Source organism: Tistrella mobilis KA081020-065 (assembly GCF_000264455.2).
In the GTDB taxonomy this organism is placed as follows: domain Bacteria; phylum Pseudomonadota; class Alphaproteobacteria; order Tistrellales; family Tistrellaceae; genus Tistrella; species Tistrella mobilis.
This window is the reverse complement of the sequence record NC_017966.1, coordinates 135,625-155,235: the sequence shown is the minus strand read 5'-3', so window position 1 is coordinate 155,235 and position 19,611 is coordinate 135,625. Positions and strand designations below refer to the sequence as shown.

General features: G+C 62.5%; 15 protein-coding genes and 1 pseudogene. 14 read left to right on the top strand and 2 right to left on the bottom strand.

What is annotated here, in order from left to right; all coding sequences use genetic code 11:
* Positions 1–173 precede the first annotated feature (173 nt).
* From TMO_RS21515 to TMO_RS30755, 13 genes and pseudogenes are all read left to right on the top strand, one after another.
* Positions 174–848: a TetR/AcrR family transcriptional regulator gene (locus tag TMO_RS21515; protein WP_014752906.1), complete on the top strand. Its 675-nt coding sequence runs from the start codon at positions 174–176 to the stop codon at positions 846–848.
* Between the two features lie 146 nt (positions 849–994).
* A complete protein-coding gene (locus tag TMO_RS21510) occupies positions 995–1,816 on the top strand; it encodes an ABC transporter permease (protein ID WP_014752905.1) in 822 nt (273 codons plus the stop codon).
* Entirely contained in the window at positions 1,813–2,856 is a 1,044-nt protein-coding gene (locus tag TMO_RS21505; protein WP_014752904.1) for an NAD-dependent epimerase/dehydratase family protein, read from the top strand. Before TMO_RS21510 ends, TMO_RS21505 begins: the two co-directional genes overlap by 4 nt.
* Positions 2,843–3,667: a GNAT family N-acetyltransferase gene (locus tag TMO_RS21500; protein ID WP_014752903.1), complete on the top strand. Its 825-nt coding sequence runs from the start codon at positions 2,843–2,845 to the stop codon at positions 3,665–3,667. The genes TMO_RS21505 and TMO_RS21500 overlap by 14 nt, the downstream gene beginning before the upstream one ends.
* A gap of 126 nt (positions 3,668–3,793) precedes the next feature.
* Positions 3,794–4,855 (top strand): dihydrodipicolinate synthase family protein, encoded by a 1,062-nt coding sequence (locus TMO_RS21495; protein ID WP_014752902.1) that lies wholly within the window; start codon positions 3,794–3,796, stop codon positions 4,853–4,855.
* Positions 4,852–5,646, top strand: a complete 795-nt coding sequence (locus TMO_RS21490; RefSeq protein ID WP_014752901.1) for an ABC transporter ATP-binding protein — start codon at positions 4,852–4,854, stop codon at positions 5,644–5,646. The genes TMO_RS21495 and TMO_RS21490 overlap by 4 nt, the downstream gene beginning before the upstream one ends.
* Before the next feature lie 66 nt (positions 5,647–5,712).
* Positions 5,713–6,642 (top strand): LysR family transcriptional regulator, encoded by a 930-nt coding sequence (locus TMO_RS21485; RefSeq protein WP_014752900.1) that lies wholly within the window; start codon positions 5,713–5,715, stop codon positions 6,640–6,642.
* Between the two features lie 58 nt (positions 6,643–6,700).
* Positions 6,701–8,104: a class I SAM-dependent methyltransferase gene (locus tag TMO_RS32380; RefSeq protein WP_051045581.1), complete on the top strand. Its 1,404-nt coding sequence runs from the start codon at positions 6,701–6,703 to the stop codon at positions 8,102–8,104.
* Positions 7,995–9,395, top strand: a complete 1,401-nt coding sequence (locus tag TMO_RS21475; protein ID WP_051045580.1) for an asparagine synthetase B family protein — start codon at positions 7,995–7,997, stop codon at positions 9,393–9,395. The genes TMO_RS32380 and TMO_RS21475 overlap by 110 nt, the downstream gene beginning before the upstream one ends.
* A 12-nt stretch (positions 9,396–9,407) precedes the next feature.
* Positions 9,408–10,013, top strand: coding sequence for a LysE family translocator (locus TMO_RS21470; protein ID WP_014752897.1), 606 nt, complete (start codon positions 9,408–9,410; stop codon positions 10,011–10,013).
* Between the two features lie 143 nt (positions 10,014–10,156).
* Positions 10,157–10,984, top strand: coding sequence for a M48 family metalloprotease (locus tag TMO_RS30760; protein WP_014752896.1), 828 nt, complete (start codon positions 10,157–10,159; stop codon positions 10,982–10,984).
* Entirely contained in the window at positions 10,974–11,669 is a 696-nt protein-coding gene (locus tag TMO_RS31360; protein ID WP_145978355.1) for a hypothetical protein, read from the top strand. Before TMO_RS30760 ends, TMO_RS31360 begins: the two co-directional genes overlap by 11 nt.
* 79 nt (positions 11,670–11,748) lie before the next feature.
* Positions 11,749–12,590 (top strand): annotated as a pseudogene (locus tag TMO_RS30755) (IS5 family transposase).
* 38 nt (positions 12,591–12,628) lie between these two features.
* Here TMO_RS30755 and TMO_RS30750 read toward each other — a convergent pair.
* Positions 12,629–13,915 carry a CHASE2 domain-containing protein gene (locus TMO_RS30750; protein WP_145978354.1) on the bottom strand — a complete coding sequence of 429 codons (1,287 nt, stop codon included), beginning with the start codon at positions 13,913–13,915 and terminating at the stop codon, positions 12,629–12,631.
* Between the two features lie 678 nt (positions 13,916–14,593).
* Here TMO_RS30750 and TMO_RS21455 point away from each other — a divergent pair.
* Entirely contained in the window at positions 14,594–15,433 is an 840-nt protein-coding gene (locus tag TMO_RS21455) for an isopenicillin N synthase family dioxygenase (RefSeq protein ID WP_014752891.1), read from the top strand.
* A gap of 5 nt (positions 15,434–15,438) precedes the next feature.
* Here TMO_RS21455 and TMO_RS29865 read toward each other — a convergent pair whose 3' ends face one another.
* The gene (locus tag TMO_RS29865) at positions 15,439–19,581 is read right to left on the bottom strand and encodes a PAS domain S-box protein (RefSeq protein ID WP_051045579.1); all 4,143 of its coding nucleotides are present in this window, start codon (positions 19,579–19,581) and stop codon (positions 15,439–15,441) included.
* Positions 19,582–19,611 lie beyond the last annotated feature (30 nt).

Genomic DNA, 19,611 nt, shown 5'->3' with positions numbered 1-19,611 from the left:
CCTTCAACTCCCTGACTTTTCCCGGTGAGGCCAGACTTTTCCCTGATCGGCACCGCCGCTTCCATTGTGGTAAGGAAGGCGTTACGGCCCTGTCGCGGAAAAGCTTAGCGCTTCACCCCGGGACCCGGCAATGTTAAATCAACTGGTTGGTTGATAATTTGGAAGTGGCCCCGATGAACGACTCCCCGCGGATGAACGACAAGCGCCCGGCTCGCCAGAAGCGCGATCCCGAGGCGACACGGCGCGCTCTGCTCAGCGCCGCGATCGCCGAATTCGCCGACAAGGGCCTGGCCGGATCGCGGGTCGACGAGATCGCGCAGCGGGCCGGCGTCAACAAGCAGTTGGTTTATCACCATTTCGGCAATAAGGAAGACCTGTTCCGCGCCGCGCTGGAACAGGTTTATGGTGAGATCCGCGCACGGGAACAGGCCCTGCATCTGGCCGATCTGCCGGCGGTGGCGGCGATGGAGCGGCTGGTCGGCTTCTCCTTCGACCATCTGGCCGAACATCCCGAGCTGGTCGCCCTGCTCAACGACGAGAACCGTCACGAGGCCCGGCATATCAAGGACTCTCCGCAAATACAGGCAATGCATTCACCCTTGATCGTGATGATTGAAGAAACCCTGACCCGCGGTGCCCGTGACGGCGTGTTCCGCGACGACATGGATGCGATCAACGTCTATATCTCGATCGCAGGTCTTGCCTATTTCTTCTTTGCCAACAATCACACCCTTTCCGCCATTTTCGATACCAACCTGGATTCGGCACGCGAGGTCTCTCGTCGCCGGCGCCATGTCATCGATTTTGTGCTCTCGGCCCTGCGACCGGTGGCAGGCGCGACCGCGTGAAATTAAGTCAACTGTTTAGTTGACTCAAAAATCCAGCCGCCCTAGCCTTGTTTTGTGGCCGGAGGGCGAGGCCGAGGGAACCGGACGCCAGCCGTCCGCGGGCCGACACCCGTTCACCAGGGCCGTTCGAAGAGGGACCCCATGTCATGACCAGCCTCGTGGAGGAGGACGCCCGCAGCGCGGGCGCGGCGGCCGAGGTGAAGGCCGAACGCGCGGCGGCACGCCGGCGCCAGGCGGCGGTCGTCGCCGTCCATCTGGGCGCGATCGCGCTCTGGGAGCTGACGGTTCGCCTGGCAGACCTGCCCGCCTTCATCCTGCCGTCCCCGGCGGCCGTCCTCGCCACACTCGGCGGCGAAGGCTATGACTGGCTCGGCAATACCGCCGTCACCGCGGCCGAGATCTTCGGCGGCTATGCGCTGTCGGTGGTGGTGGGGGTGGCGCTCGCGCTTGCCTTCTCGTGGTCGAAGCCGTTGACACTGCTGGTGTTTCCGCTGCTGGTCACGCTGAACATGATCCCCAAGGTGGCGCTGGGGCCGCTGGTGATCGTCTGGTTCAGCTATGGCATCGGCACCAACATCCTCATCACCTTCCTGCTCTGCTTCTTCCCGATCCTGCTGACCACCGCGCGCGGTCTGAAGGAAGTGGAGCCCGACCTGCTCGACCTGGTGCGCTCGCTCAAGGGCTCGCGCTGGCAGGCCTTCCGCTACATCCAGCTGCCCGGCGCCCTGCCCTATCTGTTCTCGGGCATGAAGGTGGCCGCGATCCTGGCCGTGGCCGGCGCGGTGGTGGGCGAATTCATCGCCTCGGAACGCGGCCTCGGCTACCTGATGATCCAGGTTCAGGCCTCGCTCGACACGCCCGCCATGTTCATGGCGGTGGTGATGCTGACCCTGCTCGGCCTCGCCCTCTATCTCGCGGTGCTCGCCGCCGAACACCTGTTCCTCCCCAAGGATGCGAGGATGAAATGACCGTCTGGCTCGACGACGCCGCCTTCCCCGACCGTTTCGACGGCACCGAAGCCCTGGACGATTTCCTGACCCGCCCGTCGCGGGCGCTGGCGGCCGACCTCGCCGCGATCGACGGCGACATCATGGTACTGGGCGTCGGCGGCAAGATGGGCCCGACGCTTGCCCGCCTCGCCCGCAATGCAGCACCCGACAAGCGCGTGATCGGCGTCGCCCGGTTCAGCGAGCCGGGCCTGCGCGACAGCCTGGAGGCCCATGGGGTCGAGACCATCGCCTGCGATCTGATGGATCCCGACGCCATCGCCGCCCTGCCTCGGGTCCGCAATGTGGTGTTCATGGCCGGGCGCAAATTCGGCGCCACCGGCTCGGCCAACCTCACCTGGGCGATGAACGTCCATGTCCCGTCGATGGTGGCCGAACATTTCCGCGACAGCCGGATCGTCGCCTTCTCCACCGGCTGCGTCTATCCCTTCGTCGACGTGTCGAGCCAGGGTTCGACGGAAGACAGCATCCTGAACCCGCCCGGCGAATACGCCTTCTCGTGCATCGGGCGCGAGCGGATCTTCGGCCATTTCTCGGAACGCTACGGCACCCCCGGCCGGCTGTTCCGGCTGAACTATGCCGTGGATCTGCGCTATGGCGTGCTGTTCGACGTGGCCCGCAAGGTCCGCGACGGCGAGCCGGTCGACGTGACCATGGGTCATGTCAACGTCATCTGGCAGGGCGATGCCAATGCCCAGGCGCTGCGCTGCCTGGCCCATTGCACCGATCCGACCAGCCCGATCAACGTCTCGGGCCCCGAGACGATCGCGGTGCGCTGGCTGGCCCGCACCTTCGCCGAAAGGCTGGGCCGCGAAGCGGTGATCACCGGTACCGAGGCGCCGACCGCCTGGCTGACCAACACGGCACAGGCGGCCGGGCTGTTCGGCTACCCGCTGGTGCCGCTCAACCGGATGATCGACTGGGTGGCGGACTGGGTGGCGGCGGAACGGCCGGCCTTCGGCAAGCCGACCCGGTTCGAGGTGCGGGATGGCACCTACTGAGCCGGCGCCGCTTACGCCCGACGCCCTTGATGACTGCCGGGCGCTCTCGGCCGCGGCCGGCTGGAACCAGACCGCGGCCGATTGGATGACCTTCTTCCGGTCGGGCACCGTCTTCGGCATCACCGAGGGCGGAAGACCGGTCGCAACCGGTGCGGTGATCGCCCATGGGCCACGGGTCGCCTGGATCGGCATGGTGCTGGTCCGGGGCGACCGGCGGGGCGGCGGGCTCGGCACGCAGATCCTGAAGGTCTGCCTCGACCATTGCCGCACGCAGGGCCTGCTGCCGGTGCTGGATGCGACACCGGCAGGGGAACAGGTCTATCGCCCGCTCGGCTTCCTGCCCTGGTTCGGCCTGACCCGCTGGGAAGGCACCGGCGGCGGCAGTATCCCCGAAGGGGTGCGTCGCATCGTGCCGGGCGACCTGCCCCGGATCACCAGGGCCGATGCCGCAGCCCTTGGCGCCCCCCGCCCGGAGCTGCTGGCCGGGCTTGCCGCCAGCGGCGCCCCGGCGCTGATCGCGGACACCGGCAGCGGCTTCGCCCTGGGCCGCCCGGGCCGGGTCGCCACCCAGATCGGGCCGGTGGTCGCGGAGGACGAGAGCACGGCGGCGCGGCTGATCGAGGCGGCCATCGCGGCCGCCTCAGGCCCGTTGATCATCGATCTTGCCGACCATCATGCCGGCCTCGCCGACCTGCTGCGTACCCGCGGTTTCGTGCCACGCCGCCCGTTCCTGCGTATGGCGCTTCATCATCCGGCCCCTGTTGGCAACCCTCTCCATCTTTATGCCGCCGCCGGCCCCGAATTCGGGTAGCGAGTCCTGTCAGCCCCTCGCCGGGCGGGCGCTGCCGCGCCCTTGGCCGCCGCCTCAATGGCGGCTTATGACCACCATCGTGGACGATGGTGGTCATGGGAAACTTCGTCGGAAGGAAAACACCCGATGACCCTGCACCGCTCGACCCTGCCGCCGGAGATCCTGGAGCGTATCCGGACCGGCACCGCCATCCCCGCCCATCCGCTGGCGCTGGACCGGGACCGGCGCTTCGACCGGCGCCGCCAGCGGGCGCTGACCCGCTACTACGTCGATGCCGGTGCCGGCGGTCTGGCGGTCGGCGTGCACACCACCCAGTTCGCGATCCGCGAGGTGGGGCTGTACGAACCGGTGCTGAGCGCGGCCATGGCCGATGCAAAGGCCTGGACCGACCGGCCGCTGGTGATGGTGGCGGGGCTGGCCGGCCGCACCGATCAGGCGGTGGCCGAGGCGCAGACGGCAGTGGGCCTCGGCTATCACGCCGGGCTGCTGAGCCTGGCGGCGATGGCGGGTCAGGATACCGACGCACTGATCGCCCATTGCGCCCGGGTGGCCGAAGAAATCCCGCTGATCGGCTTCTACCTGCAACCTGCGGTCGGCGGCATGTCGCTGGATGCCGATTTCTGGTCGCGGTTCGCGGCGATCGACAATGTCATCGCGATCAAGGTCGCCCCCTTCAACCGCTATCGCACGCTCGACGTGATCCGCGGCGTGGTCGCGGCGCGGGCGGAAGATCGGGTGACGCTCTATACCGGCAATGACGACCATATCGTGCTGGACCTGCTGACCCCGTTCACGGTGATGCGGGACGGCATGCCGGTGACGCTGCGCTTCCGCGGCGGGCTGCTCGGCCACTGGTCGGTCTGGACCCGGCAGGCGGTCCTGATGCTGGAGCGGCTGAAGGCGGCAGCCGGTGGCGGCGACGTGCCGGCCGATCTGCTGGCACTCGATTCGCGCGTCACCGACTGCAACGCCGCCTTCTTCGACGTCGCCAATGATTTCCACGGCTGCATCGCCGGCTGTCACGAGATCCTGCGCCGCCAGGGCCTGCTGGAAGGCATCTGGTGCCTGGACCCCGCAGAGGGGCTGAGCCCGGGCCAGGCGGCGGAACTCGACCGGGTGTGCCGGATGCATGCCGATCTGTCCGACGATGCCTTCGTGGCCGAAAACCTGGAGCGCTGGCTGTCATGACCATGAATGCCGCCCGCATCGACACCACGCCCGAGCCGCTGATCCGGCTGAAGGGCGTGCGCAAGGTCTATCGCACCGGCACCCGCGAATTCGTTGCGGTGTCGGATGTGACCATGGATGTGAACGAGGGCGAGATGGTCTCGCTGGTCGGCCCCTCGGGCTGCGGCAAGAGCACCCTGCTCAAGATCCTGGCAGGGCTGCACGACGCCGAAGAGGGTGAGGTGCGGATCGGCAATGCCACCTCTGCCTTCACCCCCGGCCGCGATGTCGGCATGGTGTTCCAGCAGGCCCTGCTGCTGAAATGGCGCACCATCCTGCAGAACGTGATCCTGCCGGCGCAGATCCTGGGCCTGGCCCGGCGCGAGGCCGAGGCGCGGGCGCGCGAGCTGCTGGCCATGGTCGGCCTGTCGGGCTTCGAGACCAAATACCCTTACGAGCTGTCGGGCGGCATGCAGCAGCGCGCGGCCATCGCCCGGGCGCTGGTCCACGACCCCAAGCTGATCCTGATGGACGAACCCTTCGGTGCGCTGGACGCACTGACCCGCGAGAAGATGAATCTGGAGATGCTGCGGATCTGGGGCGAGAGCCGCAAGACCATCATCTTCGTGACCCATTCGATCCAGGAAGCGGTGTTCCTGGGCTCGCAATGCGCGGTGCTGACGGCGGGCCCCGCGCGGATGGCCGATCATTTCCCGATCGACCTGCCCCATCCGCGGACCCTGGACATGAAGGCGACGCCGGAATTCGGCGCTTATACCAAACGCATCTATCATCTGCTCGGCATGGGCTGATCCGCTCGCCGGGGCGGCCCCCGAAATGCTATGCCATGGGGAGGGATCAGGCGGACGAGGGCCTTCATGGACAAGCTGGATGCGATGCAGGCCTTCACCAAGGTGGTGACGACCGGCAGTTTCGCCGAGGCCGGGCGCACGCTCGGCCTGACCCGATCCGCGATCAGCAAGGCGGTGGCGGAGCTTGAACACCTGCTGGGTGCCCGACTTCTGGACCGCACCACCCGCAGGGTGAGCCCCACCCATGCGGGACGGGCCTATTACGAACGCTGCCTGGACATCCTGGCCGCGATCGACGAGACCGAGCTGCAGGTGGCGCAGCTGCACGACCAGCCGCGCGGCACGCTGAAGCTGAACGCGCCCATGTCCTTCGGCACCCTGCATCTGGGCGATGCGATCGCCGACTTCGCCCGGCTCTGGCCCGATCTCAAGGTCGAGATGGTGCTGTCCGACCGGTTCGTGAACCCGCTGGAGGAAGGGGTCGACGTCACCATCCGCATCGGCCAGCTGGAGGATTCGAGCCTGATCGCCCGCAGGCTGGCCCCCTGCCGCCGGCTGCTGGTCGCCGCCCCCGACTATCTGGCGGCCCATGGCGCGCCCGAGACCCCGGACGATCTGGTCCGGCATCGCTGCCTGGTCTATGGCCACAGCACAAATCTTCAGAAGTGGACATTGACCAGCCCCGGCGGCGGCACGATCCGCGCCGACCTCAACGCTGCCATGTGCTGCAACAATGGCGAGGTTCTGCGGGCCGCAGCCGTGGCGGGCAATGGAATCACCGCGCTGCCGAGCTTCATCACCGGCCCCGACATCGCCGCCGGCCGGCTGGCCGTGGTGCTGCCCGACCACCCGCCCACGGCGCTCGACATCTTCGCCCTCTATGCCCCCAACCGCTATCTGGCGGCCAAATCGCGGCTGCTGATCGACTTCCTGGTCGCCCGCTTCGCCGGGGTGCCGGTCTGGGACCGGTTCGATGGCGGGGAATATTCCCCATAACGTTTCTATCTTTGAATCCATATTGATCAAAAGCTGAAGACAATACAGCATCCGGAGATTGATCCATCTCCGGACCGCGGCCCCCCACGCCGTCCGTCACCGCAATGGTGTCGCGATGCTGGCCTTCGATCAGTCCGTCATAACCGAACCGCTCTATCTTGAGGATCTTCCCGCCCCGGCCGCGCTGCAGATGCTGCGGTCCCGCTTCCCGGTCTTCGACCGGCTGCTCGACCCCGGCCGCACGGCGCCGGCGGCCCTGCGCGATGCGGTTGCCGCCATGAACGCCGCCTCGTGGGAGTTCGAGGACGCTGACACCGGCGGCCGCGGTACCGCCTATAACCTGGCGCAAAGGGCCACCGACAACCGCGCGCCGGGCATGGCGGCCCTGCTCCGCCTGTTTTCGCCCGGTTTCGATCGCATCCCCGGGCCCGAAACCCTGCTGCTCGACGTGCTGGGTGGTGACGGCACGCTCGCGCGGTTCGTGAACGGGCTGGATACACCCGGGCCGATGATCGTCTCGGCCGATCTGTCGCGGCTGATGGTGGAAGCCTGCCTGGCCCGGGACCTGCCGGCGCTGCGCCAGGCCGCCACCCATAGCCTGATCCGGGGCGGCGCGCTCGACGGGGTGCTGATCGCATATGGCAGCCATCATCTGAATGACGACGACCGCCCCGCGGCCGTGGCCGAGGCCTTCCGGACGCTCCGCCCGGGCGGCCGGCTGGTGCTGCATGATTTCGAAACCGGCGGCAGCACCGCCCGCTGGTTCGACCGGGTGGTTCATCCCTGGTCGCGAACCGGCCATCCCCACCGCCATTTTACCCGAAGCGAAATGTTCAGCCTGCTGACCGCAGCCGGCTTCCGCGACGTGCGGGTGATGGATATCGACGACCCCTTCACCCTGCACGGTGCCGACGCCGCAGCGGCGCGCGATGCCCTGCTCGACCATCTGGACCGGATGTACGATCTGGTGGGTGCGGGCGACACCCCGGCCAGCCGCCGCGCCCGGATTGCCGCCGCCCTGCCCGACATGCTGGGCGCGATCCGGGTTGCACCTTCCACCCATGGCTGGACGGCGCGGCTGGCGCGCACGGCGCTGGTCGCCATCGGCACCCGCAGCACGCCCACCGGCGCAGGAGACTGCGCCCATGTGCGGTATTGCAGCCATCCTGCCGCTGGCGGCCACCCCCGACCTGCCGCCGCCGGTCGATCCGGCAGCGGCGCTGATGCGCATGCTGGGCGCGCTGCGCCATCGGGGCGACAGCTGGAACTTCGCCGAACATCTGCTGCTGCCAGTCCGGCGCGCGCAGGGCCGGCGCGCGCAGGGCCGGGGGATGCCGGGTGCGGGCGGCGGCATGGGTACCAACCGGCTGGCGATCGTCGACCGGGCCCATGGCCGTCAGCCGGTGGTCGATCCGGCAAGCGGCCGCTTGATCGTGATGAATGGCGAAATTTACAACCATGAAGAGCTGCGCGCGGAACTCGATGCCGGCGGCCATCACTTCCGCACCGCATCGGACACCGAGACCGTGCTGGCGGCCTTCGGCGCCTGGGGGCCGGCCTGTGTGGACCGGCTGGACGGCATCTTCGCCTTCGTGATCCATGATCCCGCCACCGGCAGCAGTTTTGCCGCCCGCGACCATCTGGGCGTCAAGCCGCTCTATATGGCCACGGCCGGCGGCTGGGTGGCCTTCGCATCGGAACGCAAGGCCTTCATCGGCCTGATCGCCGGGGTGACTGAGCTTGCCCCCGGCCATGTCTGGGCCGATGGTGTGATCAGCCGCTATGCCGGCTTTCAGGCGGCGCACGACCCGGCCGTCATCGGGCCCGACCCGGTCGGCCGCTGCCGGGCCCTGCTGGATGCCGCCGTCCGCCGGCAGGTGCAGACCGACCTGCCTCTGGCGGTGATCTTCTCGGGCGGGCTGGACAGTACCATCCTGCTGCACCTGGCGACCCGCCACCACCCCGACGTCACCGCCTTTTCGGTGGGCACGGAAGACAGCGAGGATCTGGCCTTCGCCCGCGCCTTCTGCGCCGAACGGGGCATCCGCCATATCGTCACCGGTTTCGCACCCGAGATGATCCCGCGGCGGATCCGGGGCGCCATCTTCGACGGCGAGTTCTTCGAGCCGGTCGACATCTCGGACATGATCTCGATGTCCGCCGTGCATGCCGCCGTCAGGGCCAACGGCTTCAAGGTCGCGATCGCCGGCGACGGCGCCGACGAACTCTTCGCCGGCTACGACATGTTCCGCACCGCCGCCGACCCCTATGCCCTGACCACCTATCGGGTCGGCAATCTGCACCGCACCGATCTGCAACGCACCGACCGGGCCAGCATGACCCATTCCGTGGAATGCCGGGTGCCGTTTCTGGGCCGGGCGCTGGTCGATTTCGCGATGGCCCTGCCATTCGATCTGAAGCTGCGCGGCGGTGTGGAGAAATGGATCCTGCGCGAAGCCTTTCGCGGCGAGATTGCCGATGTCATGATCAACCGACCCAAGATCCGCATGCCCGAAGGCATCGGCATCCGCGACCGGATCTTCCGCCACCTGGCCCATGACCGGCCGGGGCGGGAGCTGACGCTGCCGCCGGTGACGATCGACACGCCCCAGGTGCGCAACGCCCTGCTGCACTATCTCGATTTCGGCTTCGATGCCCCCGCAAGCCGCTATAAATCCGTCGGGACGGATTACGCCCCCGGCGGCTATTTCCGCTTCGATGCGACATCCGAAGCCACCGCCACGGCCATCTGACGGAGGGGCGCCATGGATCTGCAGACCATCCTGACCTTCACCATCGCCTTTTTCGTGTTCGCCGCCAGCCCCGGCCCCGACAACGTCACCATTCTGTCGAAGACCGTGGCCGACGGCCCGGCCCATGGCCTCGCCTATGGCGCGGGCGTGGTGACCAGCATTTTCGGCTTCGTGATCCTGGCCGCGATCGGCTTCAACGCGCTCGCCCAGACGATGAACGAACAGCTGGCCTTTGTGCAGTATCTGGGGGCCGCCTGGCTGGTCTGGATGGGCATCTCCATGTGGCGGGCGGCACCCGTGATCAAGCCGCGGGCGGCCTCGGGCGGGGTGTTCCGGCTCTACATCACCGGTTTCCTGCTCAATGTCAGCAACCCAAAGATGTCGATTTTTTATCTGGCACTTCTTCCGGGTGCGCTTGGCGTGCGGCCGCTGGGGGTGGCCGATACCGCCCTGCTGCTGGCGATCATCGCCGCGGTCGAGGTGGTGGTGGTGGGCGGCCATGTGCTGATCGGCATGAAAGCCCGCAGCCTGCTGGACCGCCCGGCCCGCATCCGCGCGCTGAACCGGGGCGCCGGCAGCCTGATGATCGCCGCGGCTGCGGTGGTGGCGGCGCGCTGAGGCTGCTATGTTGGGACCGTGCGCCTTCGCCGAACCGATCTTGCGAATTTGGGAAGTCACGCACATAATTGCGCCTACAATGTACCCGGCTAATTAACTTTCTCACGGCGACTTTGCGCATTTCGGCAGAATGTGGAAAGATAATGCAGAATATTTATCGCATACTTAGAATAGTTTTTACATCAACACTATCCGTGTGTCTGATGTCTTGTAGCAGCTACGTATCAATTCGATCAGATGGAGATGATTTCAATAATATTTCAACATATTTCTATACGTATGATGGGATAGGGTATGGAAAATCTAAGGATGAAGAAGTCATTCGAATTCGTCGCACTTGGACGAAAATTGCAATTTTGAATAATTTTTCGACAAAATATGCCCGCGTTATAATAAAATCTGATCCAGAATATATACTTGCGCTGGAAGAATACAATAGACGCCTAGGGACGAATATAAAATTAGAGGATATTCCATTTACATTTTCGGTGATGGAGAACGGAACATTATTAGTGGATCCACAGTTTTCAAGAACACTAGATGAGCAGGAACTTGCGTGGATGATTGCGCATGAAATGGTTCATATCGCTTATAATGACGATTTATTTGCAGAAAACGTTTCATACGAGAGACTTAACAAAGACGCGCAACTGATACCATTATCGCTATCGGTGTATCTAACATGTCCACCCTGTTTGGTATTTCTCGAAATTGCTAAGAATGAAGTAATTTCGGATATATCGAAGCATAGCGGGTTATATTTTTCAATGGATCAAGAATATTTGGCTGACGCCGTCGGGTTGCGGCTAATTTCTAAAGCTGGCTATGATGTCTATGCAGCAATTTCAGCCCTCAATCGGTTCTATATATATTACAATGTACCAAAATCTCCTGTGGGTCACTATGGATCTTTTGATGAACGTATCATGCGTATCCGCAATGAAATAAGGAGATTAAAAAATGAGGGGTAGATTCTTTTCAATTTTTGTTCTGAGTATCTTTTTTTATACTACCGTCGCATCTGCTGAGGAAATTCGCCCTGCTCCATTAGGAGAACTCTCTCGAAACCCCCTTCAGTATTATTATGCACCTCAGCATTATTTTACAAAAAATTATGATTATGCTCGATTGGACAATATCAACTTTTGGTTGCGAACTAGACAATATAGAAAAATACTCGCCAATTATTATGAACACGGCTCTTATTATGATGTAAGTTTTTTATTTGTAGCGAAAGCCATGTATGCGTTAAATATGCGCATGCCGGCTTGGTATTTGGCAACATACACTTTGCGCTATCCGGATAGTTTTGGTTTGATTCCTCCTATTCCGAATATGCACGTAGATAAGTGTTCAAAAATAAAATCTGAAAAAGATATGTGTTTTGGAATGAATCCGATTACAGAATTAAAAGAACTGAGGAGAGAAATTGAAGATAACTTAGGATCCTTAATTTTCAGCGAAGAAGCATACAAAATTAATCTAATATATCAAAAGTACGTGAACAATTATTTCGATTATATCTTAGAATACTATGGATTCGAAAAAGGCCAAGATGGCCTTCAAGCTTTTTGCGAATATTTCCAAAAATCAGATATAGACTGCCATCTTCTTATAATATCCTTAATTGACGAAACAAATATTCTAATTCGTTAAGAGCCCGTCCGGAATGTTATTGAATCCGGTGAATCCGTTGTGATTCTATGCCGCGCCAGAGAAAAAGGGAGCGGACAGAATGTGGACGACGGAAACCCGCCGGATTTATGAACGGCCGGGCCTGAGATATCCGAGCGACCTGACGGATGAAGAATGGGCGCTGGTCGAACCGCTGATCCCGCCCGCGAAGCGCGGCGGTCGACAGCGCACGGTCGATGTCCGCGAAGTTCTCAACGGTGTGTTCTATGTGCTGATGACCGGCTGCCAATGGCGGGCCCTGCCCAAGGATCTGCCGCCGCGGAGCACGGTGCATGAATATCTGGGTCTGTGGGAATGGGATGGCACGCTGGCGCGGATCCACCATGCCCTGTTCGTGGATGTCCGCGAACTGGCCGGGAAAGAGGCCGGCCCGACTGCGGCAATCATCGACAGCCAGAGCGTCAAAAGCGCGGAAAAAGGGGGGCGCGGATCGATCCGTCGGGCTACGACGCGGGTAAAAAGGTCAAAGGCAAGAAGCGGCACATCGTCGTCGACACGCTCGGCATGATGCTGGAAGCGCAGATCCAGCCTGCCGACATCCAGGATCGGGACGGCGCGTTGCCGGTGCTGAAAGAGGTCCGCCGCCTGTTTCCGTTCATCGAGCGCATCTTCGCCGATGGTGGCTATCAGGGGACCGCCACGGCTGCCGCCGTGCGTGAACTCGGCGTCTGGTAACTGGAAATCGTCAAGCGTTCCGATACCACCAAGAGCTTCCAGATCCTGCCCAAACGCTGGATCGTGGAACGGACCTTCGGAATGCTCGGCCGCTGTCCCAGGCTGGCCAAGGACTTCGAGAACCTGTCACGGATGGCTCTGGCATTTCTCCGCCTCGCCATGATCCGGATCATGATGCGGAGAATCGCAAGGAGGTGGAAATCATAGATAAGTTCTCGAACGGACTCTGAATTTATTTTATTTCATTATACTTTAGACACTTTGTCTTCTGATGCCGGCGTTAACATTCTACCGAGCTCCACCGCACCGATAATGCCCAAGAGATCCAAGACAGACCTCATCTGCAAGAACTCGAATAATAGAATCGACATGATGAAAATCATCCCAAAAACAACGATAGTCGGTACGATGTTTAATATTGGCAGTACAATGAGCCTTTTTATGAATTTTTCATTATTATAAATATAACATTCATAATATTTTCGGGTATATTTTCTATATATACATATTGAGACATAGTGAATTATTGCTATAATTACTTCAATAATATGCCGAGAGATTTTATTTATAGAGAATTCTGTTTCTAGTGCAGCTAGATTATCAATCGCCATGGCATGGTATAGAAGGCTGGGCATCGAGTCATCAATTGACGTTTCAACAGAATCATTTAATCCATGCAAATTTTGTCCAATGACTACGATCTGACTCGTTAGCTTTTCCCTATCCGTGCCCGAGAATTCTCCGAGGTATATTGACTCAAAGGTTTCCATTTTTATATATACAATTGGCTTATTATCATCATACGATTTTAAATCTCCAGAGATGTTCCGAATGATATGTTGCAGAACATCTTTAGCGGCGTCATATAGGCTCTCTTCCTCCGATCCTCGCCACCATATGTTCGCGATTTCCAGCTTGGCAACATCAGATCGGCACCAGTTTTCGCCGTAGAAAGCCGCACATATGGCAAAAGCAGGCGTCAGAACCGCTATATTCCTCTTCTTTGGGTAATTTAATCCGGATCTATTATTTCCAAGCGAAATGTCAACGGCATGAATTGACGGGCTTTCATTTATTAATTTCATAATATCGTCGAAATTTTCACTTTTGTATCCATTAATTGGAAAAAAAATATGAGTTCTATTACTAGCTGCATATTTAATTGCCTGAAGAAGATGTGATAATTCTGTTTTTCTTCTTCCGGAGAAAGTCATGTCGATGAATATAGCTTTAGCTCCAAATTGAGATAGCATATATATCATATCCGATAATATATTTTCGGGCAATGGATAGGATGATCCAAGTCTTTCTAACGTTCTTTCCGTTATGATGACTGGCAAGACATAGCTATTATGCGAAGGATACATGTGAGAAAGCGCGATATTGATCATTCGAGCCGACTGCTTTTCTGTCTGACCTTTTATTCCAAATAAATCAATTTGATGGAAAAATACTACTAATGAGAATGGAATAATCACATATAATGGGAATTTTTTCAATTTAAAAATTGACACCTTCCAAAAATTCTTCATCTGCACGCGTATCCTACAGACCTTGAGCCAGAAATATTATCTTCCAACCTAATGCAATCTTCATTAGTCTCTCTTGAAAACTCCAAAAGAAATCTTCTCGTTATATATTTTTCATCATCGTAACTGAAAATTACATATACATTGTCGATTTCTAAAATAATTACTTTTGAAATATCTTCGATATGTAGATATCCTATCGGTCCTCTAGAAACAAAGCGGTCATATATAGGCAACGGATCCTCGTGAAAACCAATCAACGCGCCTACATTTTCAGACGCATGTGATATCTCTGGTTTATGGACGACAGAAAGGCACGATATTAACAATATACATACCTTATATATCATCTTATGCCAAAATTCATCTATGATGATCTTCTGAACCTCAACCACAACTCCGTCCTTTTTCATAGAACCGAAGCGGCCAGCGCCAAATCACCGCCATTATTCCTGCCTACATCACTATCATCCCCCACTACCTCCATGCCCCCAGCATGATCAAGACTTGCCAAACATGTTCCAGGAGGCCGTAGCAATCCACGGATAGGTAAGATAGGCGACACCGCACCGAAGATAGAGATATATACATATCCAGGGTAGATTCTACCCATATATCGCCGGAGAATGCTCCTCCAATATGTCCCTTCCGCTCGGTCAATGCACTAGGGTGCCCTCTCATATGTTCGCCATCGACAGCATCGACATGACCGACGCCCGGGCGCCGGCCCGGTTCCTGGCCTCGCTGCGCGATACCGGATTTGCGGTGCTCCGTGCGCATCCGATCGATGCCGGGCTGATCGCCCGCCTGCATGCCGGGTGGGCACGGTTCTTCGCCGATCCGGCAAAGCGGGGCTGGATCCGTGCACCCGGCAGCCAGAGCGGCTATTTCCCCTTCCGGTCGGAAAATGCGAAGGGGGTGGCGGTGAAGGATCTGAAGGAGTTCTTCCACGTCTATCCCGACACGGCCCTGCCGCCAGAGATTGCAGATGATACCCGCGAAATCTATCGGCAGCTGTCGGATCTGGGCACCACCCTGCTCGGCTGGATCCAGGAGGAATTGCCGGCCGGGATCCGCGACCGGCTGTCGGAGCCGCTGCCCGCCATGGTCGCCGGCTCCGACCGCTCGCTGTTCCGGGTGCTGAACTACCCGCCGGTCGGCGAGGATGCCGAGCCCGGCGCCGTCCGGGCCGCCGCGCATGAGGACATCAACCTGATCACCCTGCTGGTCGCGGGCTCGGAACCGGGGCTGGAAGCGCGCGATACCGCCGGCCGCTGGCATGCCGTGCCCTGCGATGCCGGCATGATCGCGGTCAATGGCGGCGACATGCTGGCACTCGCCACCGCCGGCTATCTGCCCGCCACCCCCCATCGGGTGGTCAACCCGGCACAGGGCGACCACACCGCCCGCCAGTCCATGCCGATCTTCATCCATCCGCGACCCGAGGTGCGGCTTGCGGCAGACAAAACAGCCGCGGACTATCTGGCGGAGCGGCTGCGCGAGATCGGGCTGGCGGACTGAGCCGGTCAGGCCGCCGATCGCGGCGAGCCGAAGCGGGTGCGGACGGCCTCGATGGCGGCCGGGCCGACATCAAGGATTTCGCCGGCCACTTCGACCGCCTGGTCCAGGTCGCCGGCGCGGGCCGCGACCTGCAGGCGGCGGCCGGCGTCCGACAGCTGCATCAACCCGCAATTGCCGGCCGTGGAGATGATGTCGTGGCCGCTGCGGCGCAGGCGGTCGATATCGCGGGCGGCGCGGGCGGCGCGGACTTCATCCAGCTGGGCCACACCGGCGGTGACGAAGCTCTGGACCAGATCCTCGAACTTCTCCACCGGCAGCACGGCTGCCACCTGGTCGAGCGCGGTTTCGTCCAGAACCGGCACGGCCGGCGGCCGCGCAGGCCGGGCGGATGCGGCCGGCGTCGCCCGGCCGCCGCACCACTTTGCGACCACCGCCAGCAGGTCGTCGACCTGGAAGGGCTTGGCCAGATAGTCATTCATGCCAGCCGCCAGATACTCTTCGCGCATGCCCGCCATGGCGTTGGCGGTGAGCGCCACGATCGGCACCGGCGGCAGGCAGGCCGCCGCCTCGGCGGCGCGGATGCGGCGGGTGGCCTCGATACCGTCGACCACGGGCATCTGGATGTCCATCAGCACGGCATCGAAACTGCCCTCGGCAAGCCGCAGCTCCACCCCTTCGCCGGTCTCGGCGGTCTCGACCGTATAGCCCTGGCGTTCCAGCATCACCGTCGCCACGGTGCGGTTGGTGGCATTGTCTTCAACCAGCAGCAGGCGCCGGCCATGGCCCGGCCCCTCGGCCGGGGCCGGGCTGACGCCGCGGGCGGCCGCGGCCTCGGGGTCGAGCAGGCGGTGCATCAGATCCGCCAGTTCGCGCCGGCGGACCGGCTTGGAGATCACGCCGTCATAGAGTTCTTCGTCCGGCACCGGTACGCCGCAGGTGGCCGCGATCACCTTCACCCCCGCCAGATCCGGATCCAGCCGTACCCAGCGCGCCAGACGTGCCGCACTGAGACCGGTCAGGTTCAGGCCGCTGATCACCAGATCGATCGGACGTTCGCCGGCGACGCTCATCTCCAGGATGATCAGCGCCTCACCGGCAGAGGCGACCTCCACGCAGTCCATGCCCAGCGCCTCGATCTGGCGGGCGACCATGCGGCGGGTGACCTCTACCGCGTCGACCACCAGCGCGCGCCGACCGGCCAGCACCGGCATGGAGGGGGTCGTGCGCGCCGCATCGGCCACACGCTCCAGCCCGATCTCGACCGTGAACACCGAGCCTTCGCCCTCGCGGCTGACGACATCGATCGTGCCGCCCATCAGCGCGGTCAGGTCGCGGCAGATCGCAAGCCCCAGCCCCGTGCCGCCGAAGCGGCGGGTGACGGAGGCATCGGCCTGAGAGAAGGGCCGGAACAGCTGGTCCAGATGATCGGCCGCGATTCCGACGCCGGTATCTTCCACCCGGAAGCGCAGCCGCCCGCGGTCGTCATCGGCGGCGATCGCCGAAACCTCGATCGACACATGGCCGGCGGTGGTGAACTTGACCGCATTGCCGGCCAGATTGACCAGGATCTGCCGGATACGGGTGGGATCGCCGATCCAGCTACCGACCGCCGAGGAGTCGACCACCCCGGCCAGATCGATCCGCCGGTCCCGCGCGCGGGGGGCGAGGATCGCGATCACGCCGTCGACCAGCTCCTCCAGATCGAAAGGCAGGCGCTCCAGCTCCATCCGCCCCGCTTCGAGCTTGGAGACGTCGAGAATGTCGTCGATCAGCCCCAGCAGGCTGTCGGCGCTGTCGCGCGCGACCTCGGCATAGCGCCGCTGATCGGCATCGAGCGGGGTGGCGAGCAGGATCTGCAGCATGCCGGTGACACCGTTCATCGGCGTGCGGATCTCGTGGCTCATATTGGCGAGGAAGGCCGATTTGGCCGCGTTGGCGGCATCCGCCTCCTCGCGCGCCCGGCGCAGCTCGGCCATGGAGCGGTCGCGTTCGGTCATGTCGGCGATCGCGGCCACATACATCGGGCCATCGCCGGTATCGAAGGCACCGATCGAGACCTCGACCGGCACGGAGGTGCCGTCGGCCCTGAGGGCGATCGCCTGGTGGATCGCGCCGCAGCCATCGGCGATCGAGCCGCCGCATTCGTCATCGCCTGCAGCCTCCAGCCCCTCGGGCCGCGGCACCAGATGGCAGAAATTGTCGCCCACCACCTCGGCCGCACGGCGATCGAACAGGCGCTCGCCGGCGGCGTTCATCATCATTACCTGGCCGTCGCCGTCCAGCACGACGATGCCGACGCCCACCGTGCCGATCAGCGCCTGCAACCGCGCCTCGCTTTCGCGCAACCGCGCCTCGCGGATCCGCGCCTCGGTGACGTCGGCGGCGGTGATCACGCAGCCATCGCCCAGCCGGACGGTCTGGATCATGACCCAGATGTCGCGGCCCGCACGGTTGACCAGCTGATAGAAGCGCTCGGGGCGGCCGGTTTCGACCACGCTGCGGGCACGGCGGAAGATCTCTTCCTCGCCGGGCAGCAGGCTGCCCCGCAGGGAGTTGCCGATCACGTCATCGGCGCGCACGCCCGACAGCGCCTCACCGGCCGCGTTGATCATGCTGAGGCGCAGATCGGTCAGCCGCCCCGCCGCGTCGCGCTCGGCCACATAGACGAAGACGGCGTTCAGCGAGGCGTCCAGAACGCCGGCGACGGTAGCATAGGCCTGCTCGATCTCGCGGCGCGCCGCCACATCGTCGGTGACGTCGCGTCCCGAGCCGCGATAGCCCTGGAAGCGGCCATCCGCCCCGAAGATCGGGTCGCCGCTGATCTCGATGGTGCGCATCTCGCCCTCGCCGCCGGCAACACGATAGGCGACGCGGCGGAAGGGCTGGCGGCGGGCGGCCACGGCATCATAGATCGCAAGTCCCGGATCATCCGGATCGGCCGCCAGCTCCCGCCGGCTCCGGCCGACGACATGGTCGGCCTCGAAGCCCAAACGCTCGATCCCGCCCGAGATTTCGATGAACCGGCCATCGGCATCGGTCTGCCAGTACCAGTCGGCGGACAGTTCGGTGATGGCGCGGAAGCGGGCTTCGCGCTCGCGGAGTTCCGCGGTGCGGATGGCGACCAGCCGCTCCAGCTCGTCGGCGGCGGCCAGCCGGCGCGCATCGTCGCGCAGCCGGCGGTCCACCCGGTTCAGGATCAGATAGGCGAGCAGCGCCGCGATGACGGCCAGCCCCAGATGGCTTGCCGCCACCCACCAGGGCGACAACAGGTTCAGGCGCGCGATGAAGGCCGGGCCGGGGGTGACGTCGACGCGCCAGTACCGGCCGTAGAAGGTCACGGGCCGGTAGACGCGCTGCCCCTTGAGGTCGGCCGAGCCGGTCAGCTGCAGGATCGCGCCGCCGGGATGGTCGGTGACGTCCGAGATGGTGACCATCAGCGTGTCGTCGCGCGACAATCCCAGGCCGAGCACGCGATCCACCGCCAGCGACATGATCACCAGGGCATCGGCGGGTCCGTGCATGGCGCTGCGCACCGGCAGGGCCATGACCATGCCGGTCATCTCGCTGGCCGGGCCCGAGGGGCGCAGGATCAACGGCGCACTGAGGACGGCGGTGTCGATGGTGAGGGCCAGTGCCGCCGCCTCGCGGATGGCGGGGTTGGTCACCAGATCCAGCCCGGTGGCCAGACCTTCGGCGCCGGCCGGATGGGCATATTCGACGATCAGATGCTCGCCCGCACGGCCGGGCGCAATCGGCTGAACGCGAAAATCCTCGCGCCCCTCGCGCCGTTCCCGGGCCTGATAGGCAGCGAGGTCGGCGGTCTCCACCCGCCGGACGAAGCCGAGCGCCAGGGCGCCCGGCAGGTCGCGGCGAAAATCGATTGCCTCGGCGAACCGCCGGAAGCGTTCCTCGTCGAAGCTGCGCGAGCCCACCGCCACCATGGCGCCGCGGGCGCCATGCAGGGTGTGCTCGATGATCTGCAGCCGGTCGCCGATGGTCTGGGCAGCCTCTGCAGCGGCCCGGTTCAGCTCCCGCGTGGTCTGGTACCGGTTCTCGTCGCGCTGAAGGTACCAGGCGTTGCCCGCGGCCAGAAGCCCGGCCAACAGCACAAGCACCGGCACGATGCGGACATAGGCGGGCCTGAGCATCCGCAGGCGGTGCCCCCCAGCTCCATCTCC